The 14,285-nt window shown below is 49.5% G+C and carries 12 protein-coding genes; 6 read left to right on the top strand and 6 right to left on the bottom strand.

Features of this window, described 5'->3' with window-relative positions; all coding sequences use genetic code 11:
- The first annotated feature begins 122 nt into the window (after nt 1-122).
- Nucleotides 123-1,673 carry an ABC transporter substrate-binding protein gene (locus tag KJY73_RS17700; protein WP_214345015.1) on the top strand — a complete coding sequence of 517 codons (1,551 nt, stop codon included), beginning with the start codon at nt 123-125 and terminating at the stop codon, nt 1,671-1,673.
- A gap of 121 nt (nt 1,674-1,794) precedes the next feature.
- Here the strand turns inward: KJY73_RS17700 and KJY73_RS21950 are convergent, their stop codons facing one another.
- A complete protein-coding gene (locus tag KJY73_RS21950) occupies nt 1,795-2,649 on the bottom strand; it encodes a LysR family transcriptional regulator (RefSeq protein ID WP_214345014.1) in 855 nt (284 codons plus the stop codon).
- Nucleotides 2,650-2,777: 128 nt separating this feature from the next.
- Between KJY73_RS21950 and KJY73_RS17690 the strand changes: the two genes are divergently transcribed.
- Nucleotides 2,778-3,470, top strand: a complete 693-nt coding sequence (locus KJY73_RS17690; RefSeq protein WP_214345013.1) for an FMN-dependent NADH-azoreductase — start codon at nt 2,778-2,780, stop codon at nt 3,468-3,470.
- Between the two features lie 48 nt (nt 3,471-3,518).
- Here KJY73_RS17690 and KJY73_RS17685 read toward each other — a convergent pair whose 3' ends face one another.
- Both KJY73_RS17685 and KJY73_RS17680 read right to left on the bottom strand, forming a co-directional pair.
- Nucleotides 3,519-4,586, bottom strand: coding sequence for a DUF3083 family protein (locus KJY73_RS17685; RefSeq protein WP_214345012.1), 1,068 nt, complete (start codon nt 4,584-4,586; stop codon nt 3,519-3,521).
- A gap of 183 nt (nt 4,587-4,769) precedes the next feature.
- Nucleotides 4,770-4,943, bottom strand: a complete 174-nt coding sequence (locus tag KJY73_RS17680) for a hypothetical protein (RefSeq protein ID WP_206593947.1) — start codon at nt 4,941-4,943, stop codon at nt 4,770-4,772.
- Nucleotides 4,944-5,051: 108 nt separating this feature from the next.
- Here KJY73_RS17680 and KJY73_RS17675 point away from each other — a divergent pair, with 108 nt between their 5' ends.
- Entirely contained in the window at nt 5,052-6,950 is a 1,899-nt protein-coding gene (locus tag KJY73_RS17675) for a M1 family metallopeptidase (protein ID WP_214345011.1), read from the top strand.
- A 49-nt stretch (nt 6,951-6,999) separates the two neighbouring features.
- Nucleotides 7,000-7,386 carry an SMU1112c/YaeR family gloxylase I-like metalloprotein gene (gene gloA2 / locus KJY73_RS17670; RefSeq protein WP_214345010.1) on the top strand — a complete coding sequence of 129 codons (387 nt, stop codon included), beginning with the start codon at nt 7,000-7,002 and terminating at the stop codon, nt 7,384-7,386.
- Here the strand turns inward: gloA2 and KJY73_RS17665 are convergent.
- From KJY73_RS17665 to KJY73_RS17655, 3 genes are all read right to left on the bottom strand, one after another.
- Nucleotides 7,379-9,013: a methyl-accepting chemotaxis protein gene (locus tag KJY73_RS17665; RefSeq protein ID WP_214345009.1), complete on the bottom strand. Its 1,635-nt coding sequence runs from the start codon at nt 9,011-9,013 to the stop codon at nt 7,379-7,381. The two genes, gloA2 and KJY73_RS17665, sit on opposite strands and share 8 nt — an antisense overlap.
- A 178-nt stretch (nt 9,014-9,191) precedes the next feature.
- Complete coding sequence (locus tag KJY73_RS17660; protein WP_206593951.1) at nt 9,192-9,428, bottom strand: hypothetical protein; 237 nt, start codon at nt 9,426-9,428, stop codon at nt 9,192-9,194.
- Between the two features lie 61 nt (nt 9,429-9,489).
- Nucleotides 9,490-10,407 carry a LysR family transcriptional regulator gene (locus KJY73_RS17655; RefSeq protein ID WP_214345008.1) on the bottom strand — a complete coding sequence of 306 codons (918 nt, stop codon included), beginning with the start codon at nt 10,405-10,407 and terminating at the stop codon, nt 9,490-9,492.
- Between the two features lie 138 nt (nt 10,408-10,545).
- On the opposite strand from KJY73_RS17655, the gene KJY73_RS17650 reads away from it, so the two are divergent.
- Together KJY73_RS17650 and KJY73_RS17645 are read left to right on the top strand one after the other, a co-directional pair.
- Complete coding sequence (locus KJY73_RS17650; protein ID WP_214345007.1) at nt 10,546-11,889, top strand: aminotransferase class III-fold pyridoxal phosphate-dependent enzyme; 1,344 nt, start codon at nt 10,546-10,548, stop codon at nt 11,887-11,889.
- Nucleotides 11,890-11,951: 62 nt separating this feature from the next.
- Complete coding sequence (locus tag KJY73_RS17645; RefSeq protein ID WP_214345006.1) at nt 11,952-14,285, top strand: TonB-dependent receptor; 2,334 nt, start codon at nt 11,952-11,954, stop codon at nt 14,283-14,285.

Genomic DNA, 14,285 nt, shown 5'->3' with positions numbered 1-14,285 from the left:
GAGAAGGGCGTCGTTGCTGTACTTGAGAAGTGCTTGACCTTTTGTTTTAACGCTTCAAACTGTACTTCATAGACGCCCATTTACTGCCATATGGACAGGCAAATGATGTTGCAGGTGATGTTTTGTCACATAAGCCGGTTTTTCGTCTTATATTGATTCTTATCTGTTTGCTTTTGCAGGCTACGTGTTTTGCCGATACCCTCAGGCGTGCTGTTCTCGATTTGCCCAGTTCTTTTGATCCTCGTCTTAATGTTACCAACACCGACAGTCTGCTAACCCTTGAGTTGTTTGCTGGGCTAACTCGTATAGATGGCCAAGGGCAGGTGGTTGGCGACGTTGCATCCCGCTGGGAACGATTAGGACAGGGAACAACTTACCGTTTTTACTTGCGTGAAGATGCCCGTTGGTCCGATGGTAAACCTGTTGTTGCCATGGATTTCGTGCAGGGATTCAGACATCTATTAAGCATAGGTAAGCCGCTTCCTAGCTGGTTTCTGCCAATACAATCCGACTTGCCGAGAGACCCAGCTACACATACCAATTCTGAGCCAACGTTAGGTATGTTTGCGGTGTCTGAACAGATCCTGGATATCGTTGTCTCTTCGCCCTCAGAGCAGTTGTTGTACTGGTTGGCGGACAGTGCAGCCATGCCGCTACCCTCGCACCTTTTTGCCGAGTCAGGCTATGGCTGGGCAAGGCAGCAGCCTTTGGTTAGCAATGGGCCTTATCAATTAGCTGAGGCAGAGCCTCAGCGGCTATATTTACGCCGTAGTTCTTTCTATCAGGAAGCTGAAAACGTTGCTATTGAACAGGTTGTATATGAGCGCTTGCCGGAAACCATTACCTTGGTCCGCTATTTGGCTCAAAGCCAAGCTGATGTGGCAAGCGGGCTTGCGTATTTTCAGATTAAAGGCGCGAAAAACCTACCTGGATACCAGTTTTCACGTCAGCGACGTATGACACTGCTGATGTTTTTTATGAATCCTCAAGCGCCAGCGCTGCAGGATCTGCGGGTCAGGGAAGCACTTTATATGGCCATGGACAGGAACATGATGGTGCATAATCGCGATAAAGGAGAAGAAGCGATGTTCGGGCTGATTCCCGATATGGCCCATTACGAAGCACTCTCCGGTACCAAATTGACCCAATCACAACAACGTGAGCAAGCCCGGCAGTTGATGAAAGCCGCCGGGTACAACCAAGACAAGCCGCTGTTGCTACGTATATTAACATCGGACCGGGAACCCAGTGTTATTGATGCTGCACTGGCTAAACGTATTTGGGCTGATTTACCGGTAAAAGTTGAAATTGAAAAAGCCCCCTTTAGGGAGGTAGTCAAGCGTATTCATGCCGGCCAGTTTGATATGGTCAGGCGTATGTGGCAAGCCGAGCATGGCGATCCCATGCGCATGTTGGATATATATCTGCCGCCTAATCTTGATTGGCAGGATTTGCCGCAAGAAAAATTACGGGGATTACTTGAGGTGGTTTCGCAAAGTGGTCGAAACCGTAATCAAGCGATCAAAGAGCTTGAACGCTTTTTAATGTCTCAGTACTTAACCGTGCCAGTGTTGCAGAATGTTACTTTTCACCTGCTGGCTAACCGGGTTATTGGTTGGTCAGATAATGCCCTGGCTCGTAATGAAAGTCGCTGGTTGTCTTTGGTTGAGTAAGCGACGGCATCTGTCATTCAGCCCAATGCGACCTTGATTGCTTGGAGTAATAGCAAGGGTGCCCGCTAAGCGCAGCCTCTTTGAGTGATGCCCCATCATTGTTAAAAATGCCACAAACTCCCTACTCGCCTATTGCTGAAGTCAGCGAGAGGGTCAGCCAAGAGATCAACTTGGTAAGTTTGCGGTTGTCGGTATGCTGCACATAGTAGCCTAACCCGGATGGGACGGCAGAATAAGACGGCACAGGACGCAGGCTGGTGGCATTTTTTACCAACGTCTGACCACTGAATACTAACCCCAGTCCCGCCTGGGCTTGCTGAACGGCGAATAGTTCCTGATCGAAATATTCCAGGCCGCAATTGTTCCAGCGCATGGGTGTTTGCTGGCGGTAAGCGTCCCAGGGAGCCGCTGGTAGACTGGCGTTTTTCCATTTGGGAATAAAAATCCTGCATCCCAGCCGCGCGTCGAACGCCGCCAGCTGTTCGGCGGTGCCATACAAGGTAAAGTACTCATGGCTAAGCCTGTGAGCCTGGTCAGTTATCGGGCCAAATCGAATTCCCAGAGAACTGACTGACTGCAATGGTTCCAACAATTCACCGCTGCGTATCTCCATTTGGGTGTCCGGCAACAAGGCTTGCAGTTCAGCCATACGAGGCAGCAACCACAGGGCCGCAAATGAAGACGTGCAACTGATCACCAGGCCCTGACTTTGCTGTTTGAGCTCGCTGAGTACCTGACCTATGGCCTGTAAACTGGCGTAGGTCACCTGCGCTAACTGTTCACCTGGGGCCGTAAGCCTGACCTGACGCACATGTCGACTGAATAATTGTAATCCTAACCATGCCTCCAGATTGCGAATTTGATGGGATACCGCCGTGGGGGTCAGGTGCAATTCATCAGCTGCCAGTTTAAAGCTCTGCAGGCGGGCTGCGGCATCGAACACCCTTAGGCTGTTAAGTGATGGATAGTCAGACATACTCAAAAGTCTTCATACATTCTATATAGATGAGTTTAATTCATCTTGTGTGTGAAAAGCATCTTTTGTCACTGGCAAGTGCAACTTGCAAAATGGCCACTCCTAACAGTGAAATGTGAGTTGCATACATGAGAATATTACGAATAGACGCCAGCGTAAGAGGGGATACTAATGAAAGGCATTCCTACCGTTCCATTTCAAGACAGCTTGGTAATGCCTTTATAGAACGACTAGAGATGAATAAATTTCATTATGAAATAAAGCTTCGAGATGTCGGTAAAACACCTCCTGCCTTTATTGATGAAAACTGGTTGGCGGCGTGTTTTACGCCGGAAGAAAAACGCACAACTGAGCAAAAACAGGTGCTGGCATTATCTGATGAGCTTTTTGATGAGCTGGTGTGGGCGGATACCTTGGTGATGACAACACCTATGTACAATTATGGCATGCCGGCAGCACTAAAGGCCTGGTTTGATCAGGTCAGTCGGGTAAACAAAACCTTTAGTTTTGATTTGGCGCGGGGCGACTTCCCTATAGCCCCTTTATTGTCTGGTAAACGTTTGATTTTGCTATCGTCCACCGGTGAGTTCGGTTTTGAAGCGGGTGGGGTGCGGGAACAGATGAATCACCTGGCACCGCATGTACGCACCTTATGCCATTACCTGGGCGTTGAACAAATTGATGAGGTGCAGGTTCAGTATCAGGAATTTGCCGATCACAGGCACGAGGCGTCAATGCAGCGAGGGTTTGCTGAGGTTCAGGCCATTGCCGATAGACTTAACAACGACGCGGTTGAGCAGCAAGAATCTGCTTGTGCTTAATGATACAGGGAGACGCTGGCCGGTCGCTGCAGCGACCGGCCAGACCTATCAGGCCAGATAGCTGATATGTTGATGGAAACGCAGAGTTAGTGCTGTACGAGCCGGGTCTATACCTAAGCTCTTAGCGAACACAGACAAAGCTTCTTCAACCCGGTTCATAAAATGACCGTAGCCGAACTCGGTATTGTCTTCTTTACCTGCCACGATAATAAAGTGTGCGGTTTCCACAAGATTATCGTTATCCCAGAAGCCAACAAACTGCTGACCTGGGGCATCAGGGTCGAAGCTGATTTTTTGCAGTTCAGCATTGTGTTGAGATTGGTCCACCTGGCTGTTACGCACCAGTGGGGTCAAGCCGTTGGCCACCATGGCCAGACGATCCAGTTTCTTATCTCTGGTGGCCTTCAGAAATTGCTCTTCTAAGGCCAGATATAGCGGGGCAAAGTTGGCAGCGCCCGTAGTGCCAAACTTCTGCTTAAGCTGGCGGGTCATAGGCAGACTCAGTGTCACATAACTGATTGCCGAGTGTTGCTGAGGCAGTTCACATTGTCTGGCTTTGTAACGTGGGTAAAGCCCACGTAATTTGTAACCGTAACTTTCTTTATGGCCCTTTTCATGGGCATATAAATCATAGGATAAATGCTGGTGGTCGCGGATTTTAATCTGGCAGTCCTGCTCTGGCAGCTCCGCTTTTAATTGGCCGATAACACTCATCACTTGTTGATGGAATTGTGCGGCGTGGGCGCGAATTTCCGGGCCGGTTGCCAGGAACAACAGGCGAATTTTACGCGCCTGGTAATCCGGGCTAACGAATAAATTCTGTCCTTCATGGATAGCCGGATCGTAGAAAAACAAAATTTGTTTACCGGTTTGGAAATGCATGGCTTCTGCGTGGTAACGCACCACAGGAAGCTTGTCATTGGCAATCATATGGACATTATGCAAGCCCGCTTGATCGGCCAGGGCAAAAAAGCGCTGGCTCAATTTTTCGTAGCAGGTTTCGGCGCTGTCAAAATGTTGATAGAAGCTGTCATCGGTTTTGATCTCTGCCATCAAATACTGGTTAGATCTGGCGTTGGTTGGAATATACACCCTATGTTTTGAATGACTGGCCATGCTGTCTCCTTGGACTATGTAACTGTTGATGGCAGGCATTCTATCCAGGCAAGTGTTACGAAAAGTTGTTCCAGATTAAGTTTTCATAGAGTTGTCGCATTTGCAGCGAAAACCCAACGACTTTTTGATCTCGAACAAATAATGTCACGGATCATGGGGCGCAATCGTTTAAGGGAACAACGCTCAAAGCATATAGCGGATAAGTTGCACTATGGCGAGTATGATCATTAAGGGCCAAATCCAGCGGCTGAGCTTGGCAACCTGTTCAGGCGTAAACTGATGACGAGAGCGTTCCAACAGCGGAATCAACACCAAAAGGGCGATAAATAGTCCTCCGAGTATATACAAAACCGTCATCAATCCATCCTTATAAGCTGACTTGACGCAACTGGGCTGACAGGCCGTTGGGTCTTTGCGGTAAATATGCCACAATCGGCGCCAAGATTATAACTACAAGGAACATCGATGGAATTCAAAATCGCCTCTGTTGTCCTGCTCGGTCTTAGCCTGACCGCCTGTGGCAAAGCGCCCGAACAAAGCAAAACCACAGAAACACAGCCGCAATCTGCCAGCACTGCGTCAAACCCTGCTATGGAAGTCAGCAAGGATTACCATTCCTTTGCCAACCCTGAGCAAATCAAAGTGACCCATCTGGATCTGGATCTTGATGTGGATTTCAGCCAGCACATTATTTCTGGTGACGCGACCATCCAATTTCAGCGCATTGAGCCTAACGCGTCGACGCTGATTCTGGATACCCGGGATCTGAGCATCGAACGGGTAACGGCTATGGGGCAGGATATTCCCTTCACCCTGGCTGATGCCGATCCGCATTTAGGCGCGGCACTCAGTATTGAAGTACCAGCTAAGGTTGAAGCGGTAACTGTGTCCTACCATACGTCGCCGCAAGCGAGCGGCGTGCAGTGGTTAACGCCAGAGCAAACCGCGGGTAAACAGCAGCCGTTCTTGTTCACGCAAGCGCAGGCTATTCATGCCCGAAGCTTTATTCCGCTGCAGGATTCTCCGCAAGTGCGGGTGACTTATCAGGCCACGGTTCGTACACCTGCGGAACTGTTGGCGGTGATGAGTGCATCGAACGATCCTGCTACTGAGCGTGATGGGGAATACCACTTTTCCATGCCGCAACCTATCCCGTCTTATCTGATAGCCCTGGCGGTTGGCGATCTGGCCTTCAAACCGATGGGTGAGCGCACTGGGGTGTACGCTGAGCCGTCCATGCTGGAGGCCGCTGCCAAGGAGTTTGAAGATACCGAAGCGATGCTGAATGTGACCGAGAAGAAATTCGGTAAGTACCGCTGGGACAGATATGATTTACTGATTCTGCCCCCCTCGTTCCCCTTCGGCGGCATGGAAAATCCTCGTTTGTCCTTTATTACTCCGACAGTGATAGCGGGTGACAAGAGTCTGGTGTCGCTGATTGCTCATGAACTGGCCCATTCCTGGTCGGGTAACACCGTAACCAATGCAACCTGGCGGGATCTGTGGCTAAACGAAGGTTTCACCACCTATCTGACCTACCGCATTATGGAAATGATTTATGGTCCTGAGCGCGAGCAAATGGAATTTGTATTGGGGCAGCAGTCGTTGCAAGCGGATATCGCCAGCTTACCGGCCGCTGATCAGATGCTGGCTATCGACCTACGTGGTCGCGATCCTGATGATGTGTTTTCTGATATCCCTTATGAAAAAGGTGCATTATTTGCCCGTGAACTTGAGCAAAAAGTAGGGCGTGATGCATTTGATAAATTTCTGATGGGCTATTTTGAGCATTTTGCTTTCCAGAGCATTACCACAGATCAGTTTATTGCCTACTTAAATGACACACTATTGAAGGAGCATGCAGAGAAATTGGATGCTCAGCGCATTCAACAGTGGATCTTCGAACCTGGTGTGCCTGAAGGTGCGCCCATGGCCCATTCTGACGCCTTTACGAAAGTGGATGCCGCGCGTGATAACTGGTTGGCTGGTGAACTAAAGGCCGAGCAAATTGACACCGCCAATTGGAATACTCACCAGTGGCTGCATTTCCTCAACAACATGCCAGAGTCTCTCTCTCAGGCTCAGATGACCGAGCTGGATAATGCCTTTGCTCTGACCCAGGTCGGCAATAATGAGATTGCCCACAGCTGGTTGCTGATGTCGGTAAACAACTGGTATGAACCGGCTTTTAGCCGTTTGCATGATTATCTGGTGCACATTGGCCGCAATAAGCTGGTTAAACCCCTGTATCAGGCGTTGTCGAAAACGGAAAAAGGTAAGGCCTTTGCTAAACAAGCGTTTACTGAAGCCAAACCCGGATACCATCCGTTGACGGTCAAAGCCAACGAAGGCTACGTCGAATAAAAGAAGGGCCGTCAGGCCCTTTTTTGTGCATATTGAAATAGGAGAAAACATGCTGCAGCGCATTCACCATGTCGCGATTATTTGCCGGGATTACCCACGCGCTAAAGCGTTTTATACCCAGACATTGGGTTTGCAGATCATTGCGGAAAATTACCGGGCAGAGCGGGATTCCTGGAAGCTGGATCTGGCTTTGCCGGACGGCGGACAACTGGAACTGTTCTCTTTTCCTGATCCACCGGCTCGCCCCAGTCGACCCGAAGCCTGTGGCCTGAGACACCTGGCCTTTGTGGTTAGTGATTTGGATAACGCGGTATCAGATCTACAGAGACATAAGGTGGAGGTTGAACCCATCCGGGTGGATGAATTTACCGGCAGGCGTTTTACCTTTTTCGCCGATCCGGATGGGTTGCCTATTGAGTTGTATGAAATTAGCTGAGTTGAAATTTCTCTACCTGACTTTCCAACTGTACGACTAATTGTTTGATCTGATCCGTAGCCTGGTGAGCTTGCTGAGACAAGCTGGCGTTATCCGCGGCAATTCGGGCGATTTCATCCACTCTGTTGCTGGTACCTTGCCCGGCCTTTAGCTGGGTATCGGCGGCATGGGAGATGTGCTCGCTCATGGCCATAATGGCAGACAAGGACTGGCCGATATGTAAAAGCTGCTCAGAGACCTGACCGGCATTTTTCACTGCCTGTTCGCTGGTGGCGATACTGGCATTGACTGACGACTTGGCTTCTTTGGTGGCGGTTTGCAATTTACCAATGGTCTGCTGGATCTCTCCCGTGCTGGCCTGAGTTCGCTGTGCCAGCTGCCTGACTTCGTCAGCCACCACAGCAAAGCCACGACCTTGTTCGCCCGCTCTGGCGGCTTCAATGGCGGCATTTAAGGCAAGTAGGTTGGTTTGTTCGGCAATGCCCTGAATCACCGACAACACGCTGGCTATCTGACTGACTTCGTCTTCCAACACCTGAATATTATTGCCGGCCTGTTCTATCTGACGCTCAAGCAGGGCAATGGTAGTGGCGGACTGATCCGTCAAGGCGTTGGCCTGTTTGCCTTGCTCGTCGGCAGAGCTGACAGACTGAGAGGTGAGGTCTGACTGTTCTGCGACTTGTTGGGCAGAATGGGTCAGTTCACCTATGGTGGTGGCAACTAATTGCGCCTGCGTATTCAGTGTATGAGTGAGTTTATCCAGCTCATCAAAACGTGACTGGGAATCCTGGCTCTGGGTTTGTAAGCTGTGAGAGGCGGATTTGATGCTTTGCACTACTTCGCGCAACTTACTTTGCATATAGATGACAGCACCAAGAATGCTGTCTCTGGCGATATTATCCTGATTGTCAGCCAGCCTGAGATCCCCTTTAGATACACGCATAACAGATTCTCTGACCTGGCGGATTTCGCCACCCAGCGCATGGCTTAAGCTAAAGCCGAAACGTGCCAGCGCCAGTGCCAGAATAATCGCGATAATTACAGACAGGCTTACCAGCCAAATAGCGGTATCCCAGTAGCGTTGGTCAACTTCCTGATAACTGATACCGGTTCCCACGTACCAACCCCATTGTGGGGTTTTTTGTACCACAGATGTCAGGTCGACAATGTCACCGTTGCGCTCATCATTCCAATAGTAAGTGATGATCTCACCGGTACGATTGCCCACCAGTCCTTTCACCATCTGGCCAATGCTTTTGCCTTGCGCGTCGGTAAAATCGTTAAAACTGGTGTCATGTAACTGTGGGTCGTGCGGGGTGGCTACGAAATCCAGTTGCTCGTTGACCACATAAACATATTCAGAATCGTGGTACTTATTTTCTCTGAGGATTTGCGTGGCCAGTTTCTTGGCTTGTTGCTCTAGCAACTCGCCGTTTGCCACCATGAGTTCAAATTGCTGGATTACGTTTACGGTGCTCTTCATCAACTGATTGATACGAGCAATGTTGTCACCTTCACTGGCTAGTCTTAGCACGTGCAAGCCAATAAAGGATACGGCAAGTAGCGATATAAAAATGCTGACAGCAAATGCGATGATTTTGGCGCGCAAACTTAAAGAGTGGAACATGGATCCCCCGAATTAGCTCAACGTCCGATGTGATTTATTGTGGTTTTATTTAAATCATCCTTGTGACAATTTACCAAATGTTATGGGATTGGCAACAATTTGATAGCCTTTGATGTTGTTAAATAACAAGACGTGTTTTAACTGCGCGCCAGCGAAAAGCATTATACCGCCATAAAAGCTAGTCGCGGCGGTGTTCGTTTGAAGTTAGCAACTCACTGATTAGTGTTTCCAGATAACTGATAACGATGAGTAACGTCAGGCTGGCAACCAGCGCAGCGACGGCGAATATTTGTTGTTCTTCGGGGTTGCCGAATAATAGATTAAGGACAAATAAGAAACCCAGAAGGAGCAAATAGACGCTAACGGCTTTAATGCGGTGGCGGCGAAGCACAAACTGCAGTTTTTGTTCTGACATGTTACATCCCTGATTAACATCCAGCGCGGCTGATGATGTCTGATAAAACGCTACTATTAACTTAGTCAGCAATGACCTGCTTATCAACTAACGCATTCAGGAAAACGTCCAGCACTCTTTTGTTTCGTTGGGATTGGCGGGTAACCACATAAAAATCAGTTTGGTATTTAAGCATATCCGGCAATAACGCGCGCATTTCCCCTTTTTCTACCCAACGTGTGGCATAGTGTTCGGGTAAGAAACCAATGTATTCGTGGGTTAGGATCAGAAATGCCACACCTTCTCTGTCATTGGAGGTGGCTGTTACATTGAGCTGATCGAACAATTGGGGCTGATTCATTTGTTCTGCGTAAATAGGCAGCACCGCGCTGTGCTGACCTATAGTTTGCAGGTCATCCGGGCTACTAAACAAAGGGTGGGCATTAGAGCAATACAAGGCGCTGGTTTCACTGTACAAGGGGTGTAACCTAAGCCCGTCAATCGGCTGGAGACTGGGCATCACCCCCACATCCAACTCGCCTTCTAATAACGCCAGGCTGATATCCGCGGGGTTGCTCATGCGGATATTAATGCGTATCTCACTGCTGATGTGCTTAAGTTTTGCCAGGGCATTGCTTATGGTGCGGTGTGGTATGGTGACCAAATTGTCAATAATGCCGATGTTCAGTTCGCCCTTCAGTACTGCGTAGGTATTGTTGACTTCTTCCTGGAACACATCGGTGGCATACATCAGCTTTTGCGCGGCTTCATACACTTTTTGGCCTTCCAGTGTCAGGCTGAAGCCTGCCCGGCCACGGTTGCATAGTTTCATGCCAAGGCGTTTTTCCAGATCCGAAATGTAGATGGATATGGCCGAGCGACTAAGATTTAGCAAGCTTTCTGCACCAGTAAAACTACCTGCCTGAACCACGGCGATAAAGGTTTTCAGCAATTTTAAGTCCAGGTTACTGACCTGACGCAGCTTACGGGAATTTATCATCGAGCTGATAGGTTAAAAAAAACTAAACTGAACTGTATCAGTTGAGGATTTATCGTCCAAAGAAATTTACCTAGATTTAGCATTCAAAGATCATTTGTCCGTTTCTTGTTCTTAGTTCATTCATCCAGGAATCCTTATATGGCGGCTTTTCACCCCAATCGTCAGTCGTTTTCCAGCCATTGGTTGGCATTTACCAGCAATCGACGTTTTCATAAGCACCCCAAAATGGTTAGTCATGCTGAGGGCATTTATTACTACACGCCAGAAGGCCATCAGCTTTATGACAGCCTGTCAGGCCTCTGGTGTACCCCTCTGGGACATGGCAATCGGGCGATTGCTGAGGCTATTAATGCACAAATGGGGCAATTGGACTATGCCCCGGCATTTAACGTTAGTCATCCACAGGCATTTGAACTGGCAGATAAGCTCGCCGAAATGGCACCAGGAGCACTGAATCATGTGTTGTTCTGTAATTCTGGTTCGGAAGCAGCTGATACAGCTCTTAAACTGGCTCGCGCTTATTGGCGGGCTAAAGGTCGCCCGGAAAAAAGCAAGTTCATCGGTCGTAGTAAGGGTTATCACGGGGTGAATTTCGGCGGTATCTCGGTGGGGGGAATTGGTGGCAACCGTAAAATCTATGGGCAAACACTGGATGCTTACCATTTACCTCATACCTGGTTGCCTGAGAACCGCTTCAGCAAAGGATTGCCTGAGCAGGGTGAACACTTGGCTGATGCCTTGTTAGCGATTTTGGAAGTTCAGGATCCCAGCAATATTGCCGCTGTTATGGTTGAACCCATGGCTGGGTCGGGGGGCGTTATTATACCTTCAGCCGGATATCTGAAGCGGCTTCGGGCACTTTGCGACCAGCATGATATTTTGCTGATTTTTGACGAAGTCATTACCGGCTTTGGTCGAATGGGAACCATGTTTGGCGCTGATTATTTTGATGTGCAGCCGGATATTCTGACCTGTGCCAAAGCGCTGACCAACGGCGTGATGCCGATGGGGGCGGTGCTGGCCAGCAGCGAAATCTACGATTGTTTGATGAATCAACCCGGTGATGATTACCTGATTGAGTTCCCGCATGGTTACACCTATTCAGCCCATCCGCTAGCCTGTGCGGCAGCATTGGCCAGTCTGAATCAGTTGCAACAGCCAGGTCTGTTGCCCAAAGTGGCGGATCTTGCCAAGGTGTTCGAGCAAGCTATTCACGAACTAAAGGGGCTGCCGTTGGTGGAGGATATTCGTAATATCGGGCTGGCGGGAGCGATTCAGTTGACTATGGATGCAAAGCAACCGCTTCGCCACGCCAGCGAAATCAGTGCACTGTGCTGGAAAAAAGGTGTGTATGTGCGATTCGGCGGCAACAACTTAAGCTTTGCACCACCTTTCGTTTGTGAGCCGGAAGATATCAGAGAAATCTTTGCCAGGGTGGCGGAAGCGCTTTCGGATTATGTCCGGACAATCGGAACCCCTTGAATTAAAACTTTATCTGGCGATGGGCTACACTCATGTAGCCCTTAACGTTGATGGTGGCTTGCATGCAAGTAACAGCATCTTCCATTCTGGCCTTATCATTATTGGCTGGGGTGGTCAGCCAGCAAGGACATGCCGCTGATAATCAACTCAACACGGACCTTTTCTCTCTTTCTCTGGATGAATTGTTGGATATCAAGGTCGAAGCCCGAAAAGTGGTGGAAGACCTGCAACTAACCCCCCTGGCAGTGTCAGCTTTATCTGGCCAGCAGTTACTTATGGGCGGCCACGATAGCCTGCTCGACGCGTCATATTTTTTGCCAAATATAGATGTGACCACGGTAGGGGAGAACTCTGGTTGTACACATTGTGCCAATATCACTATGCGCGGGGTCGGCCAGGTCGACCCCATTCCCACTATTGATCCCAGTGTCGGTATCTATGTAGACGGGGTTTACCACGCTCGTTCAGCGGGGGGGATTGTCAGGTTTCTCGATATTGATCATCTGGAAGTGCTGCGTGGCCCGCAAGGCACCTTGTTTGGTAAAAACACCATAGGTGGTGCAGTGCAGGTCTTTACCAACAAGGTGGCCAAGCAGCAAAGCCTGAGTGTAAAAGCTGATATGGGGGAGTATCAGCGGCGTGATATAGCCTTGGTGTGGAATCAGCCTCTGACCAGTGACAGTGGCCTGCGCCTGGCCTTGTCGAAAAATAGCCGGGACGGCTTTGTTACCCGCCTGAACGGCGAGCAGGAAGGTGGCCAGGATGATTTTAATCTGCTGGCCAAGTACCAATTGATATTAACCGATGCCCTGGACCTGACTCTTAGCTACAGCGGGCAGTGGCAGCAAAACGGCAGTGCACCTGCCGTCATTGAGGTAAAAAACGATGAGGCCAGCCTTATCCGGCTATTTAATCAGGCTGCCTCAGTGTCAGGGCGTTTTATGCCGTTGCAGCCCCTGCAAACCAGCCAGACCGGCTTTGACAGTGCAGCCACTTTGGGTAATGACAATAGCCTCAGCCAATACGCTTGGGCTGCTACTATCAATTGGCAAATATTCCCCTTACTCAATCTTAAATCTATTACCGCATATAACAGCATGAACGGGGTATACAGTCGTGATTTTGATCACAACCCGGTCAATATCGGGGTAACCCGTGACTGGCAGGGGAGCAACCAGCGCAGTCAGGAATTTAACTTAACCGGTCAGAATGGCTCGCTGGATTGGCTGCTTGGCCTGTTTGCCTTTGATGAAGATGTTGCATACCAGGCGGATTTTATCTTTTTTGAGAACCTGTATGCTGCGTTGGAAGCTTTGCCGGGTCCATTAGATGGCTCACCACTCAACCAGCCAACGGACATAGGCGGGCCGGGTAACCCCCTGAATATTAGTCTCGATTTGGATAATCGTTACATCAACTGGTTGAATAACCAAAGCTATGCATTGTTTGCCCAGACAAACTGGCAGTTAGACAGCCAATGGAGCCTGACGTTGGGAGGGCGGCTGACTTATGAGCGAAAATCCCAGCAGGTACTGGGTGTGGCGAATGTCTCCGGAGTGGAGCTATTCAGACGTACGGCACAGGATCCGCAAGGGGCGATTAAGAAGTCCTGGCGGGTGTTCTCACCATTGGTGGCGCTGCAATATCAATATCGCCCCAGCATGATGTTATATGGCTCAGCTTCCAAGGGCTTTAAATCAGGGGGCTTCAACGGTTTACCCAATTCCCCGGTAACGGCTCAGCCCTTTGATCCTGAATACCTGACATCCTATGAACTTGGCATGCGCTCGCAATGGTTGGATAACAAGTTACGTTTGAATCTGACCGGCTTTTACATCAACCATCAGGATATGCAGTTACGTGGTGGCCAGTCCAGTGAGGAATCAGGGCTTGAGATTCTGATTGATAATGTGGGCGAGGCGCGCAGTAAAGGCGTGGAACTTGAATGGCAAGCAAAGGTGAATACCAGGTTGGGACTAAGTGGCAGCCTGAGTTACATCGACGCAGAGTTTGTGGATGTGGGCAGCGCCACTCAGGTGACGTTAGACTCCAAGTTGATTCGAACTCCGACTTGGACTTCAAGTTTGGCGTTTTGGTATCGTTTGCCGCTGGCCGGGCAGAGCAGCGTCACCGCTCGTTTAGACTGGGCATTTCGCAGCAAGACTTACAACGATGTATTTAATTCTACCCTGGCGGTACAAAAGGCATTTAGCCTGGTTAATGCCAGGCTAAGTTGGGAGTTGAATGAACGGTGGAACGTGGCGGCTTTTGTGACAAACCTCACTGATACTCAATATGTTATCGGCGCTAATGATTTTACCCAGGCCTTTGGTGTGGCTGAGCGTTATCTTGCAGCCCCGCGTCAATGGGGAATTAGCCTAACCTACCAATTCTAG

It is taken from the genome of Bowmanella yangjiangensis, from assembly GCF_018531185.1.
Taxonomy (GTDB): domain Bacteria; phylum Pseudomonadota; class Gammaproteobacteria; order Enterobacterales; family Alteromonadaceae; genus Bowmanella; species Bowmanella yangjiangensis.
Note: the sequence above shows the minus strand (reverse complement) of the source record. Positions and strands in the feature narration are given on the sequence as shown.

Excerpts from the sequence above, each read along its gene's own strand:
- KJY73_RS17650 (WP_214345007.1), top strand. The coding sequence starts at position 10,546 with ATGGCGGCTTTTCACCCCAATCGTCAGTCGTTTTCCAGCCATTGGTTG.
- KJY73_RS17660 (WP_206593951.1), bottom strand. The coding sequence starts at position 9,428 with ATGTCAGAACAAAAACTGCAGTTTGTGCTTCGCCGCCACCGCATTAAA.
- KJY73_RS17685 (WP_214345012.1), bottom strand. The coding sequence starts at position 4,586 with ATGGCCAGTCATTCAAAACATAGGGTGTATATTCCAACCAACGCCAGA.
- KJY73_RS21950 (WP_214345014.1), bottom strand. The coding sequence starts at position 2,649 with ATGTCTGACTATCCATCACTTAACAGCCTAAGGGTGTTCGATGCCGCA.
- KJY73_RS17680 (WP_206593947.1), bottom strand. The coding sequence starts at position 4,943 with ATGACGGTTTTGTATATACTCGGAGGACTATTTATCGCCCTTTTGGTG.
- KJY73_RS17665 (WP_214345009.1), bottom strand. The coding sequence starts at position 9,013 with ATGTTCCACTCTTTAAGTTTGCGCGCCAAAATCATCGCATTTGCTGTC.
- KJY73_RS17645 (WP_214345006.1), top strand. The coding sequence starts at position 11,952 with ATGCAAGTAACAGCATCTTCCATTCTGGCCTTATCATTATTGGCTGGG.
- KJY73_RS17675 (WP_214345011.1), top strand. The coding sequence starts at position 5,052 with ATGGAATTCAAAATCGCCTCTGTTGTCCTGCTCGGTCTTAGCCTGACC.
- KJY73_RS17690 (WP_214345013.1), top strand. The coding sequence starts at position 2,778 with ATGAGAATATTACGAATAGACGCCAGCGTAAGAGGGGATACTAATGAA.
- gloA2 (WP_214345010.1), top strand. The coding sequence starts at position 7,000 with ATGCTGCAGCGCATTCACCATGTCGCGATTATTTGCCGGGATTACCCA.
- KJY73_RS17655 (WP_214345008.1), bottom strand. The coding sequence starts at position 10,407 with ATGATAAATTCCCGTAAGCTGCGTCAGGTCAGTAACCTGGACTTAAAA.